This is a genomic window from Listeria cornellensis FSL F6-0969 (genome assembly GCF_000525855.1).
Taxonomy (GTDB): domain Bacteria; phylum Bacillota; class Bacilli; order Lactobacillales; family Listeriaceae; genus Listeria_A; species Listeria_A cornellensis.
Window position 1 is genome coordinate 1 of sequence record NZ_AODE01000017.1, and the last position, 17,159, is coordinate 17,159.

Annotated in this window: 17 protein-coding genes and 3 pseudogenes; 6 read left to right on the forward strand and 14 right to left on the reverse strand. The window is 42.9% G+C overall.

All coding sequences use genetic code 11. From position 1 onward, the window contains the following. From PCORN_RS07105 to PCORN_RS07120, 5 genes and pseudogenes are all read right to left on the reverse strand, one after another. Window positions 1–1,064 (reverse strand): immunoglobulin-like domain-containing protein (locus tag PCORN_RS07105; RefSeq protein WP_036078883.1); only part of this gene is annotated, 1,064 nt, incomplete at its 3' end. Then, the gene (locus PCORN_RS07110) at window positions 1,048–2,982 is read right to left on the reverse strand and encodes an immunoglobulin-like domain-containing protein (RefSeq protein ID WP_036078885.1); all 1,935 of its coding nucleotides are present in this window, start codon (window positions 2,980–2,982) and stop codon (window positions 1,048–1,050) included. The genes PCORN_RS07110 and PCORN_RS07105, both read right to left, overlap by 17 nt. A gap of 180 nt (window positions 2,983–3,162) precedes the next feature. Next, the gene (locus PCORN_RS20185) at window positions 3,163–3,777 is read right to left on the reverse strand and encodes an Orn/Lys/Arg family decarboxylase (protein WP_420912022.1); all 615 of its coding nucleotides are present in this window, start codon (window positions 3,775–3,777) and stop codon (window positions 3,163–3,165) included. 3 nt (window positions 3,778–3,780) lie between these two features. Next, a pseudogene (locus PCORN_RS20190) lies at window positions 3,781–4,484 on the reverse strand (aminotransferase class V-fold PLP-dependent enzyme); the annotation flags it as partial. A 120-nt stretch (window positions 4,485–4,604) separates the two neighbouring features. After that, a complete protein-coding gene (locus PCORN_RS07120; RefSeq protein WP_036078982.1) occupies window positions 4,605–5,474 on the reverse strand; it encodes an Abi family protein in 870 nt (289 codons plus the stop codon). 192 nt (window positions 5,475–5,666) lie between these two features. On the opposite strand from PCORN_RS07120, the gene dhaK reads away from it, so the two are divergent. The 3 genes and pseudogenes from dhaK (at window position 5,667) to dhaM (ending at window position 7,647) form a co-directional block, all read left to right on the forward strand. Continuing rightward, on the forward strand, window positions 5,667–6,659 hold the full coding sequence (gene dhaK, locus PCORN_RS07125) for a dihydroxyacetone kinase subunit DhaK (protein WP_036078886.1): 993 nt from the start codon (window positions 5,667–5,669) through the stop codon (window positions 6,657–6,659). 11 nt (window positions 6,660–6,670) lie between these two features. Beyond that, window positions 6,671–7,271: pseudogene (gene dhaL, locus PCORN_RS07130) on the forward strand (dihydroxyacetone kinase subunit DhaL). A 19-nt stretch (window positions 7,272–7,290) separates the two neighbouring features. Beyond that, on the forward strand, window positions 7,291–7,647 hold the full coding sequence (gene dhaM, locus PCORN_RS07135) for a dihydroxyacetone kinase phosphoryl donor subunit DhaM (RefSeq protein ID WP_036078888.1): 357 nt from the start codon (window positions 7,291–7,293) through the stop codon (window positions 7,645–7,647). Window positions 7,648–7,892: 245 nt separating this feature from the next. On the opposite strand, the gene rpsN is transcribed toward dhaM, so the two are convergent. Beyond that, a complete protein-coding gene (gene rpsN / locus PCORN_RS07140) occupies window positions 7,893–8,162 on the reverse strand; it encodes a 30S ribosomal protein S14 (RefSeq protein WP_036078890.1) in 270 nt (89 codons plus the stop codon). 116 nt (window positions 8,163–8,278) lie between these two features. After that, complete coding sequence (locus tag PCORN_RS07145; protein WP_036078892.1) at window positions 8,279–9,145, reverse strand: LysR family transcriptional regulator; 867 nt, start codon at window positions 9,143–9,145, stop codon at window positions 8,279–8,281. 107 nt (window positions 9,146–9,252) lie between these two features. Here PCORN_RS07145 and PCORN_RS07150 point away from each other — a divergent pair, with 107 nt between their 5' ends. After that, entirely contained in the window at window positions 9,253–9,816 is a 564-nt protein-coding gene (locus tag PCORN_RS07150; RefSeq protein ID WP_036078893.1) for a sugar O-acetyltransferase, read from the forward strand. A gap of 210 nt (window positions 9,817–10,026) precedes the next feature. Here PCORN_RS07150 and PCORN_RS17225 read toward each other — a convergent pair whose 3' ends face one another. The 7 genes and pseudogenes from PCORN_RS17225 to PCORN_RS07180 all read right to left on the reverse strand — a co-directional run. Next, the gene (locus tag PCORN_RS17225; protein ID WP_051999314.1) at window positions 10,027–10,272 is read right to left on the reverse strand and encodes an alpha/beta hydrolase; all 246 of its coding nucleotides are present in this window, start codon (window positions 10,270–10,272) and stop codon (window positions 10,027–10,029) included. Next, window positions 10,259–10,900, reverse strand: coding sequence for an alpha/beta hydrolase (locus PCORN_RS07155; RefSeq protein ID WP_051999315.1), 642 nt, complete (start codon window positions 10,898–10,900; stop codon window positions 10,259–10,261). The genes PCORN_RS17225 and PCORN_RS07155 overlap by 14 nt, the downstream gene beginning before the upstream one ends. Before the next feature lie 57 nt (window positions 10,901–10,957). Continuing rightward, window positions 10,958–11,218, reverse strand: a complete 261-nt coding sequence (locus tag PCORN_RS07160) for a YaaL family protein (RefSeq protein ID WP_036078894.1) — start codon at window positions 11,216–11,218, stop codon at window positions 10,958–10,960. A gap of 16 nt (window positions 11,219–11,234) precedes the next feature. Next, the gene (recR, locus tag PCORN_RS07165) at window positions 11,235–11,831 is read right to left on the reverse strand and encodes a recombination mediator RecR (protein WP_036078895.1); all 597 of its coding nucleotides are present in this window, start codon (window positions 11,829–11,831) and stop codon (window positions 11,235–11,237) included. 239 nt (window positions 11,832–12,070) lie between these two features. After that, a complete protein-coding gene (locus PCORN_RS07170; RefSeq protein ID WP_036067665.1) occupies window positions 12,071–12,388 on the reverse strand; it encodes a YbaB/EbfC family nucleoid-associated protein in 318 nt (105 codons plus the stop codon). 31 nt (window positions 12,389–12,419) lie between these two features. Continuing rightward, window positions 12,420–14,156, reverse strand: coding sequence for a DNA polymerase III subunit gamma/tau (gene dnaX, locus PCORN_RS07175; protein WP_036078896.1), 1,737 nt, complete (start codon window positions 14,154–14,156; stop codon window positions 12,420–12,422). A gap of 241 nt (window positions 14,157–14,397) precedes the next feature. After that, window positions 14,398–14,832: pseudogene (locus tag PCORN_RS07180) on the reverse strand (DUF3284 domain-containing protein); the annotation flags it as partial. A 157-nt stretch (window positions 14,833–14,989) separates the two neighbouring features. Here PCORN_RS07180 and PCORN_RS19290 point away from each other — a divergent pair. Continuing rightward, window positions 14,990–15,142: a hypothetical protein gene (locus PCORN_RS19290; RefSeq protein ID WP_159102547.1), complete on the forward strand. Its 153-nt coding sequence runs from the start codon at window positions 14,990–14,992 to the stop codon at window positions 15,140–15,142. Window positions 15,143–15,331: 189 nt separating this feature from the next. Further along, window positions 15,332–17,092 carry a CocE/NonD family hydrolase gene (locus PCORN_RS07185; protein ID WP_036078898.1) on the forward strand — a complete coding sequence of 587 codons (1,761 nt, stop codon included), beginning with the start codon at window positions 15,332–15,334 and terminating at the stop codon, window positions 17,090–17,092. Window positions 17,093–17,159 lie beyond the last annotated feature (67 nt).

The following is a 17,159-nucleotide window of genomic DNA, read 5'->3' on the forward strand; positions in this document are numbered from 1 at the left end:
TAGCGATTGTCGCTAGGTTTGTCGCTTGAAGGACTGGGTTCTCCGCGGTAATTGTTCATTGTTGACTGTTTTTGCTTGTTGTTTTTGTTGTTACTGTTTGTTACGCTGTAAACAACGGGATAACTGCCCTCTTTGCTAAAATTGACTTGGCTGTAATCCACTTTTACGTCTTTGCTAATATCGCCGTCTGCTTTATCGGTTGCCGAAATGCCTTGGAACCACGCGATATCGCCTGATTTTGTTCCTGCGAGAATGTCTAGATTACTAGCTTGAAGGGCAGGTTTTTCAGCGGTAACGGTAATGTTGATTGTTTTTGTTGTCGTTTTGTTGTTGCTGTTTGTGATTGTGTAAACGACTGGGTAGCTACCTTCTTTTTTGAAGTTTACTGCGCTGTAATCTACCTTGACGTCGGTGCTAATATCACCATCTGCGCGGTCGGTTGCGGAAACATCTTGGAACCATGGGATTTCATCGGGTTTCGTTCCAGCGATTGTCGCTAGGTTTGTCGCTTGAAGGACTGGGTTCTCCGCGGTAATGTTCATGTTGACTGTTTTGCTTGTTGTTTTGTTGTTACTGTTTGTTACGCTGTAAACAACGGGATAACTGCCTTCTTTGCTAAAATTGACTTGGCTGTAATCCACTTTTACGTCTTTGCTGATATCGCCGTCTGCTTTATCGGTTGCCGAAACGCCTTGGAACCACGTGATATCTCCTGCTTTTGTGCCAGCTAATGTGTCTAGATTAACGGCTTGCAAGGCTGGGGCATCTGCGATGATTGTGACAGTAACAGTGACTGCTGTTGTTTTGTTATTGCTGTTTGTCACGGTGTACACGACTGGGTATGTGCCCTCTTTTTTGAAATTAACGGCGCTGTAATCGGCGGTTACCGCGGTGCTCAGATCGCCATCCGCTTTGTCCGTTGCCGTCACATCTTGATACCACGCTACGTCTTCTGCTTTTGTTCCAGCTAGGAGTTGCAGGTCCGTGGCTTGAAGTACTGGTAAATCAGCGCTTACGGTTACTTGGACTGTTTTCGCTGTCGTCTTGTTATTGCTGTTTTCCACTGTATATGTGACTGGGTATTGGCCTTCTTTTTTTGAAGTTTACCTTGCTGTAATCGACTGTCAAATTCACGCTGATATCGCCATCTACTTTGTCTGTTGCGGATGTATTTTGATACCACGGGACATCTGCTGCTTTGGTTCCTGCGATGATGTTGATGTCTTGCGCTGTGATGACTGGTAGATTCGCTGTTACACGCGCTGTCACGGTTTTCGTCAAGGCTTTATTATTACTATTTTTGACGCTGTAAATAACCGGATAGTTGCCTTCTTTATTAAAATTAACTTGGCTATAATCCGCGACAAGTTGCCTGCTTAAATCGCCGTCTACTTTGTCTGTCGCGCTAGCTCCTGTGTACCATGGAACTGCGTTTTCGTCTGTTCCTGCGATGATATCAAGATCTGTTGCCTCGATGACTGGAGCGTCGGCTGTGATTGTCATTGTCACAGTTTTCGTTGCAGTTTTGTTTTTGCTATTTGTGATTGTGTATGTGACAGGGTAGTCGCCATCTTTTTTGAAGTTTACTGTGCTGTAGTCGACGGTTACTTTGTCTGAAACATCGCCATCAACTTCATCTATCGCGGACATAGTGCTCGTCCAATCGATGTCTGCCGCAGTGGAACCCGCTGTTGCCTGAAAGTTACTTGCTGTTAAAACCGGTGCTTCAAAAATTCGGATTTTGGCAATCGCGCTATCGCTTGTTAGTGTTTTTGCGGCTAACTCGGTTTCTGATACTGCTGGAATTTCCAAGTGTTTATTTTTCAAGTAGGAATCGTAATCGGCATCTGCTTTTAGATTCGCGGTTACTTTTAACATGTAGCTATTAACATATAGATTGACATTTTTAAGCGCTGCCGAGGTGGCTGTTGCCGTCACTGTATTCGAATTTTTGTCGATAGCGATGGTGAATAAAGATGATGCGTCTTTGCCTGAAATATCTGTGATTTTAACATCTTGAATGTCTAGAATATTTTCGAGCGATGTCTTCATGACTAGCTTGCTCTCAAGGTCATCTGTATCGCGATATGGTACTTCTTGGATTGTTGTGTATTCTACTTGGTTATCCTCCACATTTGATGTAGCTTCGTCTGCCATGAACTGTGGTTTCGGAAAATCAATGGCTACAAGGGATTTACCGATGTAAACCATGATGCTCGATCCTGCTGCTCGCGGTGCCATAATAAGATGATCGGTTGGTCCGTATATAAAAGAACCCCAACTTTCTTTGACAGATTCATTGCTTGCACCGCCGTTAGATGTGATGGAAGTCGATGTTTCGTCGTCACTGTATAGCAACGTACTTTTTTCCATGACGTAGATATTTTTCATATTACTTTCTTTGAAAATTTTCAGGCTTTCTTCGTTATCAATATCCGTGTAGGTGAAAAATCCGGATACATCAACAGGCTGTTTCGTTTCGTGATCTAGATATTGAATTTTAACGATAGGATCTGATGTTCCGCCTGTATTCGTGAACCTTAGGAACGTGCTAGCTGCATGACCAACTGTAATCGGTGAAGTTAACTCAAGCGGGATAAGACGTAAATCAACCCATCTCGAGTTGTAAATGCCAACTTTTGAGGCTTCCATATACGTATCTTCTGCGCCTTGCGTGATGGTATTCGGTTGAAAGACAATATTGCTTGCTGGTAGCGCTCTTGCTGTACCATTAACTACGTAGGAAATCTTTGTATCTGATGTAAACCTTGGGAAGAATGAGTACTCACTTGGAATGTAGAGTAGCGGATCTTTTTGTGTTGGTACTTTGATTGAGTATGGGCTATCGATGAGTTTGCCACTGGTGACTGCTGTAGTTCCAATAGCAGCACTCGTATTTTCGATAGCAAATGCTTGGTGGGACGGTACTAATGTGCTTATCCCAAGGCAAAAAACGATGACCGGGACTGCGACTTTATTCATGTTATTATTTCCCCTTTTCTTTGAATTCATTTAGGTTATTCACATTTGGAAATATGAGCCTTGCATTCACTATAAGGGATAAAAGAGGTATCGTGAAGAGCTTGATTCGGGATTTTGAAGGGGTTTCGTGTGAACAATTTGTGAACTTTGAAAAAGTTCTCATTTGATTAAGTTATGCAATCAAATGAGAACTAGTATGTCTATATAAAAAATTTTAAGTCTATCTTCGTGGAGTTTTTCGCCGCCTTGATAATGATGCTGCTTTACTCTTAGAAGCATCTCGATATGTGCCACTGTTATTATCTCACCAGCTAGAATAATGGGAATTCCAGGTGGGTATGGGATAACCATTTCTGCTACTGTTTTGCCGATTGTATGTTCAAGTCTTTCGAAATAGGTTGGACGAGACGTATTGAAAGCTTGGATTCGAATAATTGGTGGGATTGCAATTGGATTTGGTGGATTTGACGTGCCAAATCTAACATCTTCCCACTTTAGCTCTGTTGTCGGTGTTGGAAATTCCATAACGTCTTTAATTAAGGGCAGTGTAAGTAAAACATTATTAGTATCCGCGAGTTCAGGGTAGTAGTCTGCTTGCTCGAATACTGTTTGAAGGTCAAAACCAGATAATCCGTCTTTACGCACGATGAGTTTTAGTGGGTCGTCGGGTGTGATGATAGTGAGCTTATTTTTTTGAAGCCAAATTAGCCAATCTGTGCGCATTTTTTGGAATGCTTCGGTGTCTTGTTTGTTGTAATTCCCTACGTAATGACGCGCGTAATCGAGGGACGCCATGATTAAATAAGATGGGCTACTTGATTGTAACATTTGTAGATAGCGTGGAATCTCAGCTAATTCTTCTCGCCATTTTGGTATATGTAAATAAGATCCCATTGTCAGGCTGGTAGGGTTTTATGCGCGGAATGCACGACAACATCAGCGCCGAGTTGGATAGCTGAGACTGGAAAGATCGATGCATCTGCCTGAAAATGGGCACCGTGCGCTTCATCGACGAGTACGAGTGCGCCAAATTCTCGGCAGGTCGTGATGCAGGCTGCTAGGTCAAAGCTGAAACCGTAGTAGCTTGGATAGGTGAATATGACGGCGCGGATCGTTTCCATCTGTAAGGCTTCTCGTAATAGTGAGGCTTCGATACCGTTCGCCGTCCCTGTCTGCGGTTCCTTTTGTGTCGCCAAATAAATCGCATGGACACCCGCCAAATCTAACGCATGCATCACTGATTTGTGGCAATCACGTGACACTATTACCGTATCTCCACGCTTGCAAGTTCCAAGAATCATCGCCAAATTCCCAACAGTTGACCCGTTCACCAGCATGTAACTGCGATCTGTATTGTAACATGCGGCAATGAGTTGCTGAGCCTCACGTATCGCACCTTCTGGATGATGCAAATCGTCCAATCCCGAAATTTCTGTGAGATCATGACGCAAAACTTCGCGATATTTCCCGGGAAATAATAGCCCGTTTTTGTGTCCTGGCACGTGTAGAGACGTTGCTCCCTCATGCTTTTTTTAAGGCCTCCACAATCGGCATCTTGTTTTGCATCTAAAACCCTCCGCATCATTTCTATTGAAAAAAGACAATCGCAAGTTGCGATCGCCTTATTTTTCCAACAATTCTTCCCATAAATCAGGAAAACCCAATTTAACAAAATCCAAATATTTCTCATATGCCCTAATTAGTTCTATTAATTCATCTCTAAAATCATTCCAATAACTAATGTCTGAACATAGCTTTTTGCAAACATATACTGATGCAAAAACACGAGAATTATCTATATTTTTTGCCGTTCTGTCTAATTTTGGCGTTATCGGTAGTATCCTATCGTATAATCGGCTGTTATGAGCACAAATATTTCGAACAATGCTTGTTGCATATAACCAACTAGAAACGTACTCTCTTCTGACTCCACAAACCTGTTTAGCAATTTTATTTTGCAATGGATATTGCAAATTCTTATATAATTTAGATAATGATCCAAAAGTTATCATCTCTAAGCATACCCAGATGGGAAATGTAGATTCATATACCTGCGTGTAATGTCTCGCAAAAAGTTCTCTTCTCTTAGAAGCTTGGGAAATAGATTTTTTCAAATCCTCCTGCCACAAATTAAAATAAGCCGTATTTAAAAAATATACCTCTTTATAATGTCCAATCGGAGTATATTCCAAAGCAAAGTAATAGCCTATTTTCGATTTAAAAGCCACCTCTATGTGCTCAATTAATTTAAATAGCAATAGTCGAAGCTTTTCATCAAAGCAATACACATTGTAAACTTCTTCAAAACTAACATTTTCTTTAAACCTGTCCTTAGACTCATAAAAAGGAAGGCAATAACCTTTGAATCGAAAATATCCAACATTAGCAAGAGATTCTTTTGCAAATAACTCATCATTAATAGTCAGATTTCTTTCCTTCAAAATTGCAATCTGTTCCACCAACGTAGTAGCATCCTTCAAGTATACTCCCATGATTTCCTCCAGATAAAAAAAAATGCCCTCCCCTGGGACACCAACATGGGTGCGGGGAGGTTCTATTACTACTATTATAACCTTGTTTATCAGCGGATGCAATGTTTATCTCTATACTTACGAAACGTTTAATCTCCCACCATCAGGGAAATTTACATAGTAGGAACTAAAAACAAGGAGGAGACAGTAAACATGAAGAAGATTCTAAATGAAGTGGATCAAGCCGTGGAACAGATGGTAGAAGGCCTCGTCAAAACGCATGGCGATCTTGTGTATCGTGTGGAAGGAACGCGCGTCATTGCTCGTAACGACAAACGTCCTGGAAAAGTCGGACTGGTCAGCGGTGGCGGTTCTGGTCACGAGCCTGCGCATGCCGGTTACGTTGGCAAAGGGATGCTTAGCGCGGCGGTTTGTGGAGACGTTTTCACATCGCCAACGCCGGATCAAATTTTGGAAGGAATCAAAGCGGCAGATCAAGGAAAAGGCGTACTTCTCATCGTGAAAAATTATACGGGTGACGTGATGAATTTTGAAATGGCGGCGGAACTCGCGGAGGCAGAAGGGATTAACGTGGCGTCTGTCCTCGTCAATGATGATATCGCGGTGGAAGACAGCTCGTTTACGACTGGTCGGCGCGGCGTCGCAGGGACAGTATTTATCCATAAAATTGTGGGCGCGGCCGCAGAAGCTGGTGCTTCACTCGAAGAACTCCAAGCCCTCGGTGAAAAAGTCGTGGCTTCCGTCAAATCGATTGGCGCAGCCTTGTCAGCTGGGACGGTTCCCGAGGTTGGGCATCGCGGATTTGAACTTCCAGAAGACGAGATTGAAGTCGGTGTTGGGATTCATGGTGAGCCCGGATCTAGTCGCGAAAAAGTGATGACGTCGCATGAACTCGCGAATTTACTTTTTGCTCGGATTAATGCGGAACTGATTCTTGGCGCGGACGACAAAATCGTTGTTCTCGTCAACGGCATGGGCGCGACGCCACTCATGGAGCAGTATATTTTCGCCAATGATGTGCATAAAATCATCGCGGCACACGGGATTCCTGTTGCTAAAACGCTCGTTGGTGACTTCATGACATCGCTTGATATGAACGGCGTCTCCTTGACAATTTTGAAATTAACGGATGAAAAATGGCTCGATTTGGTGAACTACCCTGTCGTGACTAGTGCATGGAAATAGGAGGGATTTCAATGACTTATAATCTAAAATGGGCGATTGGCTGGCTGACGGATTTTAGCGATCGTGTCATTCAAAACAAGCAGTTACTCAGCGATTTGGACCAAGCGATTGGCGATGGTGACCACGGGATTAACATGGCGCGTGGCCTCACGGAGCTGCAAAAAACGCTGGCGGAGAAAGAGCCAACGAGCGTGAAAGATGCGTTCAAAACGGCTGGTATGACGATACTTAGCAAGGTCGGCGGCGCTTCTGGTCCGCTATACGGCAGTGCTTTTCTCGCGATGAGTAAGGCGACGGAATCCGAAACGTTGACCGAGGCCGAATTCATTGAAGCACTGGAAGCCGGACTTGCAGGAATCGAACACCGCGGCAAGTCACATGCTGGTGAAAAAACGATGATCGATGTGTGGGAGCCAGTCATCCACGCTCTGCGCCAAGACGAATTGACTGGAGATGTCATCGAGGCCGCCCTCCAAAAAAACGAAAGATTTAAAAGCTACGAAAGGCCGTGCCGCTTATCTCGGCGATCGTTCCATCGGTCATCTCGATCCAGGCGCCTACTCTTCTGCCCTACTTTTCCAAGCCTTACTCGCACAAGAGGAGCTGAAATAAATGACAAAAAAAATACGGTATTGTGATTATCTCCCATTCTGCAGATGTTGCATATGGCATTCACCAAATCATTCAAGAAGTCGCGCGTGACGTTGCGATTACACACGCCAGCGGAACAGATGACGGCGAAATCGGCACAAGTTTTGAGAAGGTAAGCACTGCTTTTGAAACCAATGAAGCCGATTACCTCTACGCTTTTTACGACCTCGGCAGTGCAAAAATGAACATCGAAACAATTATGGAAATCTCGGATAAAGAAATCCTCTTGTTTGATGTTCCGATTTTGGAAGGCGCCTATGTCACTGCGGCCCAGCTTCAAATGGACGAAAATATCGATGTGATCAATAAAAATTTAGAAACGATTATTGTGAAATGAAAAAATAAGTGCGACAAAAACTCAATATAAAGCAAAATAAGCAGAAAATCACGAATCCCTTTTTTTCGGGTAAGACGTGGATTCTGCTAGACACAAATCGAGCGAAAGCGTTTGTATTCAGGGAATTTGGTGGAAGCCGGAAGCGGAGCATACTGATGTATGTGAGAACCGGAAGTCCACCAAACTCCCTGAATGCGAGCGCTTTTCGCCGATTTATCTGGGTTATGTCCCAGACCTTTCATCGTTCACCAGCTGGCTTTTCTCACGCCAGGAATTTGTCCTTTATGCGCGAGTTCACGAAATGTAATACGAGACATTGCGAATTTGCGCATATAAGCCCGCGGTCTACCATCCGTCAAATCACGATTTTTGTAGCGAATCGGATTCGAATCTTTTGGCAGTTTTCTCAATGCTTCCATGTCGCCACTCGCCTTGAGTTCATGCCTTAACACTGCATATTGCGCGATTAACTGACGCTGTTTCGCCGCTTTTGCTATTTTAGATTTCTTAGCCATGTTCTTTCCTCCTTTTCGTAAATAGTAATGATTACGATTTGATAAGTATACTCCCACTCTCTAAATAAAGCAAGTTTTGTAACCGCAAAAAGCCGAATTCGCAAAACGAAGCTCGGCTAGTCTGCTTTTAACTTATCTAAAAACTTAGTTGCGGCGATAGACATCGTCTGATTCTTTTTCCAAATCAAGCTTAACGAGGCATCCAATTCTGGTTTAAGAGGAACGAAAATCAAACTGGTATTCGCCGTATTAATAATCCCATCAATGCACAGTGCACATCCTACGCCTTCCTCAACCATCAATGAAGCATTGTATAGTAAATTATAACTGCCCACGATATGAAGCTGATCTAGATTATTTCCAACCCATTCAGAAATCTGATCACTTACCAAACGTTGCTGAGAGATTAGTAACGGCACACCTCTTAAATCCTCTGGTGTAATAGCCTCCTTTTCAGCTAAAAAATGATTACTTCTAACTAATAGCCCCCACTTGTCTGTTTGCGGTAAACGGATAGATTTATATTTTTGCTTATTTGTGGGATTGACGACTATTCCAAAATCCAGCAAACCATTATCTAATTTCTCCATGACATCGTCTGCATTTCCGCTGTATAAATAAATTTTTATCTCTGGATAATCATCCATCATCCTTTTCGTTACTTTAGCGATCAGTGACATGGCCCTTGTCTCTGCGCCTCCGACATAGATTTCCCCAGCGACCACTTCGTCTTTTCTTAAATTTATTGTCGTCTTTTCTACTAGAGCCAGTATCTCATTTCCCCTGCTTAATAAAAACAGACCTTCTTCCGTTAGTCTGATTTCACGATTTCCTCGCTCAAAAAGTGTCACACCTAGCTCTTTCTCTAACTCTTTTAGTTGCTTGGACAAAGTCGGTTGAGAAAGATGGAGACTTTTCGCTGCTTTGCTAATATTTCTTTCTCTCGCTACTGCTAGAAAATATTTCAAGACTCGAAGTTCCATAAACCCTCCTATAATAATTAGTTATGTTTGATTATGCTTTATAAGTATTAGACATATATATAATACTACCGTAAACTGATGATAACAACTATTTAGGAGGGGTCACTTTGGCAGACACATTAAGAAAGCGAATCAATGGTCGAGAAATAACGGCGTCTGATCCGATTTTTGACGAAATTCATCGCTTACAAGAAGAGAATGAAGAAAGACTAGTGCATTTAAATAATACATTCCATACCAAACAAAAGATCAATCAAATTTTATCAGCCATTATAGGTGCAAAAGTAGACAATACAGTCACGGTTATGTTGCCTTTTCACACCGATTTTGGAAAACACATCACACTCGGAAAACACGTTTTTATTAATAGGAACGCGATGTTTGTTGATTTAGGAGGAATCACATTAGAAGACCACGTTTTAATTGGGCCTCGAGTAAACCTGCTTACAGTCAATCACTTAATAGAACCTACAAATCGCAGAGGGCTATTCACCAAACCCATTCACATTAAAAAGAATGCTTGGATTGGAGCAGCTGCCACCATATTGCCTGGTGTCGCGATTGGCGAAAATTCCGTTGTAGCGGCAGGCGCTATCGTCACCAAAGACGTCCCTGATAATGTCATCGTAGTTGGATCACCTGCAAAAATCACAAAAATGATTGAAAACTAATAAATCTTACTATGTAAAAATAGGCAGGGCTGTAACTAGCACTTACAGCCCTGCCTACCTGGGATGAGACTCTACAAATAAGCTGCACACAAAAAGACTTATTTATAAAGTCTACTCTATTTTACCTTCATTTTTTCGATTCAGTCAAAAATTTGTCAGAAAATACTTTTTTATTCAAGTTAACTATTATTATAGTCTGAACCGCTTTATTTAATTATTATTTTCTAGGAAAGCTTTAATTTCCCGGTCGACACCGATGTTCGCATGGAGCCAACTGTGTTGCGCGAATCGCCCGGTGAACAGAACTTCCCGATAATCATTATTACTAAATAGGAAAGCCGCACTTTTCGCGCTATCAACAGCAACAGGCCCATCGCTCCGGCTACCATCATCCACGTCCCCAACGATATTCAAAACTTGCAAATTGGCGGGAATCTTAGCTTTACGCTTCATCATTTCTTGAAAATAAGCTGACTCTTTTTTTCGGCCCAGTAGCGGTTAAATCATACGGTGTTAGCCCATCGCTAGATACCGCGGAACCGTTGAATGGTGTCCCAATCGCGGTGAATTTGTCCACTTTTGGATAGCTGTCAGACTGATAATTATACTTTTGCAGGAAGTTAACGAACGTCAAACCGCCATAGGAATGCGCAACGATATCCACTTTTTCAATGCCATAATCGTTTTTTAGCATGTCCATCGCCTTCGAAAACCACGTAGCATTATTCGGTATAATCGATCGCGGATTTTCAAAATTCACACGAATCATCGGCCGCTTCATGCCTTTATCGTAGACACCCGAAGCCTCGATATCCCCATTTTCACGAACGAGCAAAGTCAACGAACGCGTCGCAAAATTAGTCGCGCTATATCGAACCGTCGTTGTGAAAAACGTCCAATTCGAGCCATCAAACCCGTGAATAAAAACAATCGGCTCATCATCCGAACTCGTCGAACTGGAAATATTCAACGCTTGCTTCACGCGGAAGCCGAGCGGATCAAATAACGTCGTTCGAAAAGTCATAAACAAAAGCACCACGACAAGTACTATCGCGCCAATCATCATACCCCGTTTTTTCTTCATTTTCACACCCCATTAACCACAAAACTAGAGACCACAACTATGATCTCTAGTCCTATTTTATTTCGGCGAGTTTCTTAAGTTACGATGTCTTGCTTCACGAAAAAGATAAAAATATTTGGCTTCTGCTTTCTTTAATTCATATTCCGTTTCAGAATTGTAACCAAAACTTTTACGCGCAATGTCTCGATGTTGATTCCATTTTTCTTGGGTAACCTCAATCAATTCTACTAAATACGCGTCATATGACTTATGCATTTTCCCTACCTTTTGTTTCTTTTCACGTGGAGATTTCGCATTTTTGTCGCTTCTTGTTTCCATTTCGCTCACCTCGTTTTTAAATTTCGCGTCGGCCTTCTAATGCTTTGGATAGCGTCACTTCGTCAGCATACTCTAAGTCGCCACCAACTGGGAGCCCGTGCGCAATTCGCGTCACTTTAATGCCCGATGGTTTTAGCAATCTTGAAATGTACATCGCCGTCGCCTCGCCCTCCACATTCGGATTCGTCGCCAAAACTACTTCTTGAATCGTATCATCCTGCAAACGTTTCAGCAAATCAGGAATATTAATATCTTCTGGACCAATCCCATCCATCGGCGAAATCGTACCGTGAAGCACATGATACAAACCGTGGAAATCACGCATTTTTTCCATCGCAATCACGTCTTTTGCCTCTTGAACGACACAGATAATACTGCGATCACGAGACGTATCCGCGCAAATATAACACGGATCCTTGTCCGTAATATGCCCACAAACGGAGCAAAAACTCAAATTACGTTTCGCATCCACAAGCGCCTTCGCAAAATCAAGCACATCTTCTTCTTTCATGTCCAACGTAAAAAAAGCCAGCCGCGCCGCCGTTTTCGGTCCGATCCCTGGCAATTTCATAAAGCTGTCCATTAGTTTAGTTATCGGTTCCGGATAATGCATTGTCTCCTCCTTACCCCAAGTAAATCGGCGACAAGCGTTCGCATTGTTGGGGCTGTTTGAAACGAAGTGAATTACAGCCCCAATATAAGGGTGAACAAAGTGAACCGTTAATCCATTCGCAACCCGTGAAATACAAACGCTTTCGCTCAATTTGTACATTGCAGAATCTTCGTCCTATACAAAACTTGGCAAGTTCTTAGTACTACTCATTTTCTCAATCAAGTCAAATGCCTCTTTAATTACATTCCTGGTAGGTTCATACCCTGCGTAAATTTACCCATTGTGGATGCTGTTGTATCTTCTACTTGTTTCAACGCGTCGTTTGTTGCTGCTAAAATTAGATCTTGTAGCATTTCGATGTCTTCTGGGTCTACTACTTCTTCTTTTACGATGACGTCTGTTACTAGGCGTTTTCCTGTCATTTCAACGGTTACCATGCCGCCGCCTGCTGTTCCTGTGAAGCTTCTTTCTTCTAGTTCTGCTTGTGCTTTTGCCATTTCTTTTTGCATCTTTTGCATTTGTTTCATCATACCTTGCATATTTCCCATTCCACGCATTATTAAATCTCCTCTTTCTTATCTTAGTTTTTTATTCTTTAATTTCAAGTAAGCCTTCTCCAACTAGTTTCGCAGCTTCACTGATAATCGGATCTTCAGCCGGTTCTGACGGTTTTTCCCCGCCGTCTTCGGATTCAGTGTTGTCCGCATTTTTCAGGAAGTTCTCGCGGATTTCGCCCCATTGGTCTTCGGGAATACCGATGAAGGAGTAGTTATTCTTCGTCAGCCGCGAAATACCGTTCGTTACTGTTTCCACAAAATTGGGATTATCCATCGCCATTTGACAATGAATCTCATGCTTAAATTTTAACACAAAAGTGTCGCTAGAGGCAGCTACAGGCTCTGCTTCGTTTAAAAGTGCGGCTTGTGAGGCCATCAGCATCGAAATCAGATCGCTCCAGCAGCTACGAATGAGTTGCAAATCTTGCTTTTTCGCGGCGCTTAATACAGAATTGATCCGGCCTACTGGTGCTTTAAACTGCTTGTTTCCTGAGATGGCTTGCTTCTTGCGCGGTGCGGCTGATTGGGCGTTGGCACCGTTCGCTGCCGTTGCGCCATTCGCAATTTGACGTTTTAGGTCGTTTAATTCTTGCTCCAAACGGTCGACTTTGTTCACGAGTTCGGCAACATCTTGACTCGGCGCGACCGCTTCATTCGATGTGGCAACTGCAACCGGTGCTCCTCCGCCGACTTGTATCAACTGCACGAGCGCGACTTCGATGTAGATTCCTGGATGATTGGAAAATCGCATTTGTTGGCCAGCATCGTTTAAAATCGTCACGTATTGGTATATTTTGTTCACATCGGCAGACGTCGCCAATGTTTGGAACGCTTCATCGATGACCGCGCGCTCCATGGCATCTGTTAAATCCGGTGCTTTTTGGAATAGCAACACATCGCGGAAAAAGACGAGCAGGTCTTCCACTAGGCGAACCGGGTCTTTTCCTTCTGCGAGTAGTCCGGATAGCTTTTCCAATGCCATTTTTGCGTCAGAATTGATAACGGCTTGGACCAGTTCGGTGAGCATGCCTTGTGCTACGGAACCGGTGATTTCGAGTGCGTCGGCAACAGTGACTTCTTGTGTACCATAAGAAATGACTTGATCCAGCAAACTTAGCGCGTCCCGCATCCCGCCTTCTGCTGCGCGGGCCACAATGTCAAGCGCCTTCTCATCATACGCCATTTTTTCCTCTTCTAAAATAAACGCCAAACGCCCAATAATGTCTTGTGTCGTAATACGTTTGAAATCGAAACGCTGCACCCGCGAAATAATGGTCAGCGGTAATTTATGCGGTTCTGTCGTCGCCAAAATAAAAATCACATGTTTCGGTGGTTCTTCGAGCGTTTTTAAGAGCGCATTGAAAGCACCCGTCGAAAGCATGTGTACCTCATCGATAATGTACACCTTATACTTTGCGATAGTTGGCGCATACTTCACCTTTTCTCGAATATCACGAATTTCCTCGACACCGTTATTGGAAGCCGCATCAATCTCAAGAACATCAGGAATCGAGCCATCCGTCGTACCCGTACAAATCTCACAATCATTGCAAGGCTCGCCATCCACGCTATTCGGACAGTTAATCGCCTTCGCAAAAATCTTCGCCGCACTCGTTTTACCCGTTCCACGCGGACCAGAAAACAAGTACGCATGAGACGTCTTATTTTGGACGATAGCATTTTTGAGTGTTCGCGTTACATGTTCTTGCCCAACCACATCTTGAAAACTTTGCGGTCTGAAAACACGGTATAGTGCCTGATATGCCATTTTTACTCCTTTCAGCGAAGCGACAAGTGCCCATTTTCGTCGTTAAAGTCTGTGTTCCGATGCTCTTGTACAGTCGTACATTCCGCTTCGGTACTCGCCTTCGCCTAGAATCTGAGCACTTGTCGCTCCGCTGAAGGTTTGGCGTTTGCAAAGACTGACTTAATGATACGAGCCTTGTCTGCTATCTGCGTATTTCTGTATTTCCATTATATCTTATAAAACCCTATTTGATAAGTTCGAGTTAGCCTTCAATCTTGGAAACTAAATCCTTGTGTTGTTGGATTACTAGGGCTTCGATTCCGTCTAGCATCCGCGTGATTCGTTTCTTACGCGTGAAACCTAGCATGCCGCCGACCAGGATATTGTTCCAGCGCGCCATCGCCGTTTTCGATTCCACTGCCTCATCATAAATCACTTCACACGTATGTTCTGTGACAGCTTCAATCGTGTAGCTCGTCGTATGCGTATTTACATGCGTTTTCGTCTGAAATTCATAAACGGCGGGCGGGGTACATTTTGTAATAATCATCATTGCTTCCGAACCGTTCGCCATTTTGCGCTTAAATTTCAGACCTTCCAACTTCTGCACAAGCGGTTTCTTCCCTGTTGCGGCCTTCACATCATGGACAACCGAATTCATAATCGTATCAAAACACTCTTTTTGCGAGATCGCGAGTTTTTTTCGTAATTTTCAATGGTTTAACGCTCCTTCTTCACTTTATTCCGTGGCAACTTCTTCTTTAAAATTATCCCATTTACGCGCTCCTTTTACAAGTATATAAGGAAAGAAAATGAGATTTGTAGTATAATGGGAGAGAAATGGAGGTCATAGCATGGCACAAAAAGCAGATTTCCCAGACTTCGACAACGGCAAACTGGTGAAGAAAAACGATTATACCATCGTGCTCCCAGGCGACAAAGAAATTATTTTGCCAACGAAAAAGAAGGCTGACGATAAGAGAAACGAATCCAAAGATACAGAATAGTAGAGAGCCTCGATACGTAGACTAACAATCTCACTATCGAGGTTCTTTCTTTTCATGATATTCATTTTTCGCATAACACATAAATCCGAAGCATCAGTATACAGAATAACGATTGTACTTAAAGCGACATCCCTCGTATAATTTAAAGTGTAAAGAAGCTTGATTATACTTTTAATGGAGGTAATACAAATGACTGCAAAAATTACAGAAAAAATGCGTTTTAGTCCGGCTTTCGAATATATTGACAATGGTATCGAGCACGGGATCCTTAGCCCATTTGAAACAAAAGAAGTTATCTTGAAAAAGGGCCAATTAATCGCGGAAGGTTTTAAACCACTAACGTGCGATATTAAAATGTTAAAAGATGTACCCGTTAAATTGCGTGACGGTATCACGATTTATACAGATATCTATTTACCAATAACAGAAGAAAAAGTTCCCGCTCTCATCGCCTGGAGTCCTTATGGGAAAAGTGCCGGAACTGCACCTCGCTACAAAAACCTTTTCAATATGTTAGGTATGGGAAACGCATGGAACTCAGGTCTCACAAAATTTGAAGCGCCTGATCCTGCATACTGGTGTGCGCATGGTTACGCCGTTTGTAATCCAGATATGCGCGGCATCGCTCACAGTGAAGGTGACACCACGATGATTGGTTCCCAAGAAACAGAAGATGGCTATGATTTGATTGAATGGTTAGCCAATCAATCCTGGTCGAGCGGCAAAACTGCCCTTACCGGAACATCATATCTAGCCTTTTCACAATGGTATATCGCAGCAGAACAGCCACCTCACTTAACTTGTATCAACCCAACAGAAGGGCTTGCGGACGGTTATCGTGATTTAGCTTTTATCGGTGGCATCCCTGATGAAAATTTCATCGAACGCTTACAAGTAAATCACGTCAGTGCTAAAGGTGCCCATCGTGAAGACTTAGTAAAAGAAATGCAAGCTTATCCGATGGCCGATGCTGCTATTTGGAAAGATAAAGTTGCGGATGCGAGTAAAATCACTGTTCCCGCTTTCGTTATCGCAAGCTATTCCAACACTTTACACACAATGGGGACATTCCGTTCTTGGCGCACATTAGGATCAACAGAAAAATGGCTTCGCATCCACGACCGTCAAGAATGGCCATATTACTATGATGAAGACAACACAGAAGAATTACGTCGCTTTTTTGACTACTATTTACTCGGTAAAGATAATGGCTGGACCAATACAGCAACAGTACGCTATTCCCTTCTTGATTTCCACGGAAGCAATCAAACGGACATACCAGCAGAAACTTTTCCACCTGTAGCTAGCGAAAATAAACGTTACTACATGAATGGTAAATTACGTGCTTTACAAGAAAATCCTGAATCAGAAGATTTCCCAGTCAAATATATTGCCAACAGCGTACCTGGGCGTATTTCTTTCCAAATGACCTTCGACAAAGAGACATATTTTGTTGGTTATCCGAAAGCAAAACTATTCATGGAAGTGAACGGTTATGATGATATGGATATCTTCGTCTGGGTTCAAAAAATCGATAAACTCGGTAATATTTTGAGTGAATTCGTCGTTCCAAATCATGGCGCAGCACTCCAAGATTTCACGCAAGAAGGAGCATCCGCTTTACGTTACAAAGGTGCATGGGGTCGTCTTCGTGCTTCCATGCGTCACCTTGACAGTGAAATAGCAACAGATGAAATTCCGGCGTATAGTTTTGACCGTGTTGAAAAACTAGTGCAAGGTGAAGTCGTTGCATTAGATATCGTTTTAAGTCCGCTTGGTTTATCTTATGGAGCTGGAGAAACATTACGAATCGTCATCAGTACAAAAGACGAGCTTGGATCTGTGATGCCCGGAACACCAGGTTGTACACCCGATAATAAAGGGATTCACATTCTTCATACTGGCGGAGAGTATGCTTCCTATCTGCAATTACCAGTGATGATGAAATAACTTGTGCATTCAAGGTGGGAACTTTATAATGAAACTACTACCAATATGAGTGTGGAGTGGAACTATT

Bases quoted from the DNA above. Each gene is read 5' to 3' on its own strand.
- PCORN_RS07110 (WP_036078885.1), bottom strand. From the start codon at position 2,982: ATGAATAAAGTCGCAGTCCCGGTCATCGTTTTTTGCCTTGGGATAAGC.
- PCORN_RS20185 (WP_420912022.1), bottom strand. From the start codon at position 3,777: ATGGCGTCCCTCGATTACGCGCGTCATTACGTAGGGAATTACAACAAA.
- PCORN_RS07120 (WP_036078982.1), bottom strand. From the start codon at position 5,474: ATGGGAGTATACTTGAAGGATGCTACTACGTTGGTGGAACAGATTGCA.
- dhaK (WP_036078886.1), top strand. From the start codon at position 5,667: ATGAAGAAGATTCTAAATGAAGTGGATCAAGCCGTGGAACAGATGGTA.
- rpsN (WP_036078890.1), bottom strand. From the start codon at position 8,162: ATGGCTAAGAAATCTAAAATAGCAAAAGCGGCGAAACAGCGTCAGTTA.
- PCORN_RS07145 (WP_036078892.1), bottom strand. From the start codon at position 9,145: ATGGAACTTCGAGTCTTGAAATATTTTCTAGCAGTAGCGAGAGAAAGA.
- PCORN_RS17225 (WP_051999314.1), bottom strand. From the start codon at position 10,272: ATGATGAAGCGTAAAGCTAAGATTCCCGCCAATTTGCAAGTTTTGAAT.
- PCORN_RS07155 (WP_051999315.1), bottom strand. From the start codon at position 10,900: ATGAAGAAAAAACGGGGTATGATGATTGGCGCGATAGTACTTGTCGTG.
- PCORN_RS07160 (WP_036078894.1), bottom strand. From the start codon at position 11,218: ATGGAAACAAGAAGCGACAAAAATGCGAAATCTCCACGTGAAAAGAAA.
- recR (WP_036078895.1), bottom strand. From the start codon at position 11,831: ATGCATTATCCGGAACCGATAACTAAACTAATGGACAGCTTTATGAAA.
- PCORN_RS07170 (WP_036067665.1), bottom strand. From the start codon at position 12,388: ATGCGTGGAATGGGAAATATGCAAGGTATGATGAAACAAATGCAAAAG.
- dnaX (WP_036078896.1), bottom strand. From the start codon at position 14,156: ATGGCATATCAGGCACTATACCGTGTTTTCAGACCGCAAAGTTTTCAA.
- PCORN_RS19290 (WP_159102547.1), top strand. From the start codon at position 14,990: ATGGCACAAAAAGCAGATTTCCCAGACTTCGACAACGGCAAACTGGTG.
- PCORN_RS07185 (WP_036078898.1), top strand. From the start codon at position 15,332: ATGACTGCAAAAATTACAGAAAAAATGCGTTTTAGTCCGGCTTTCGAA.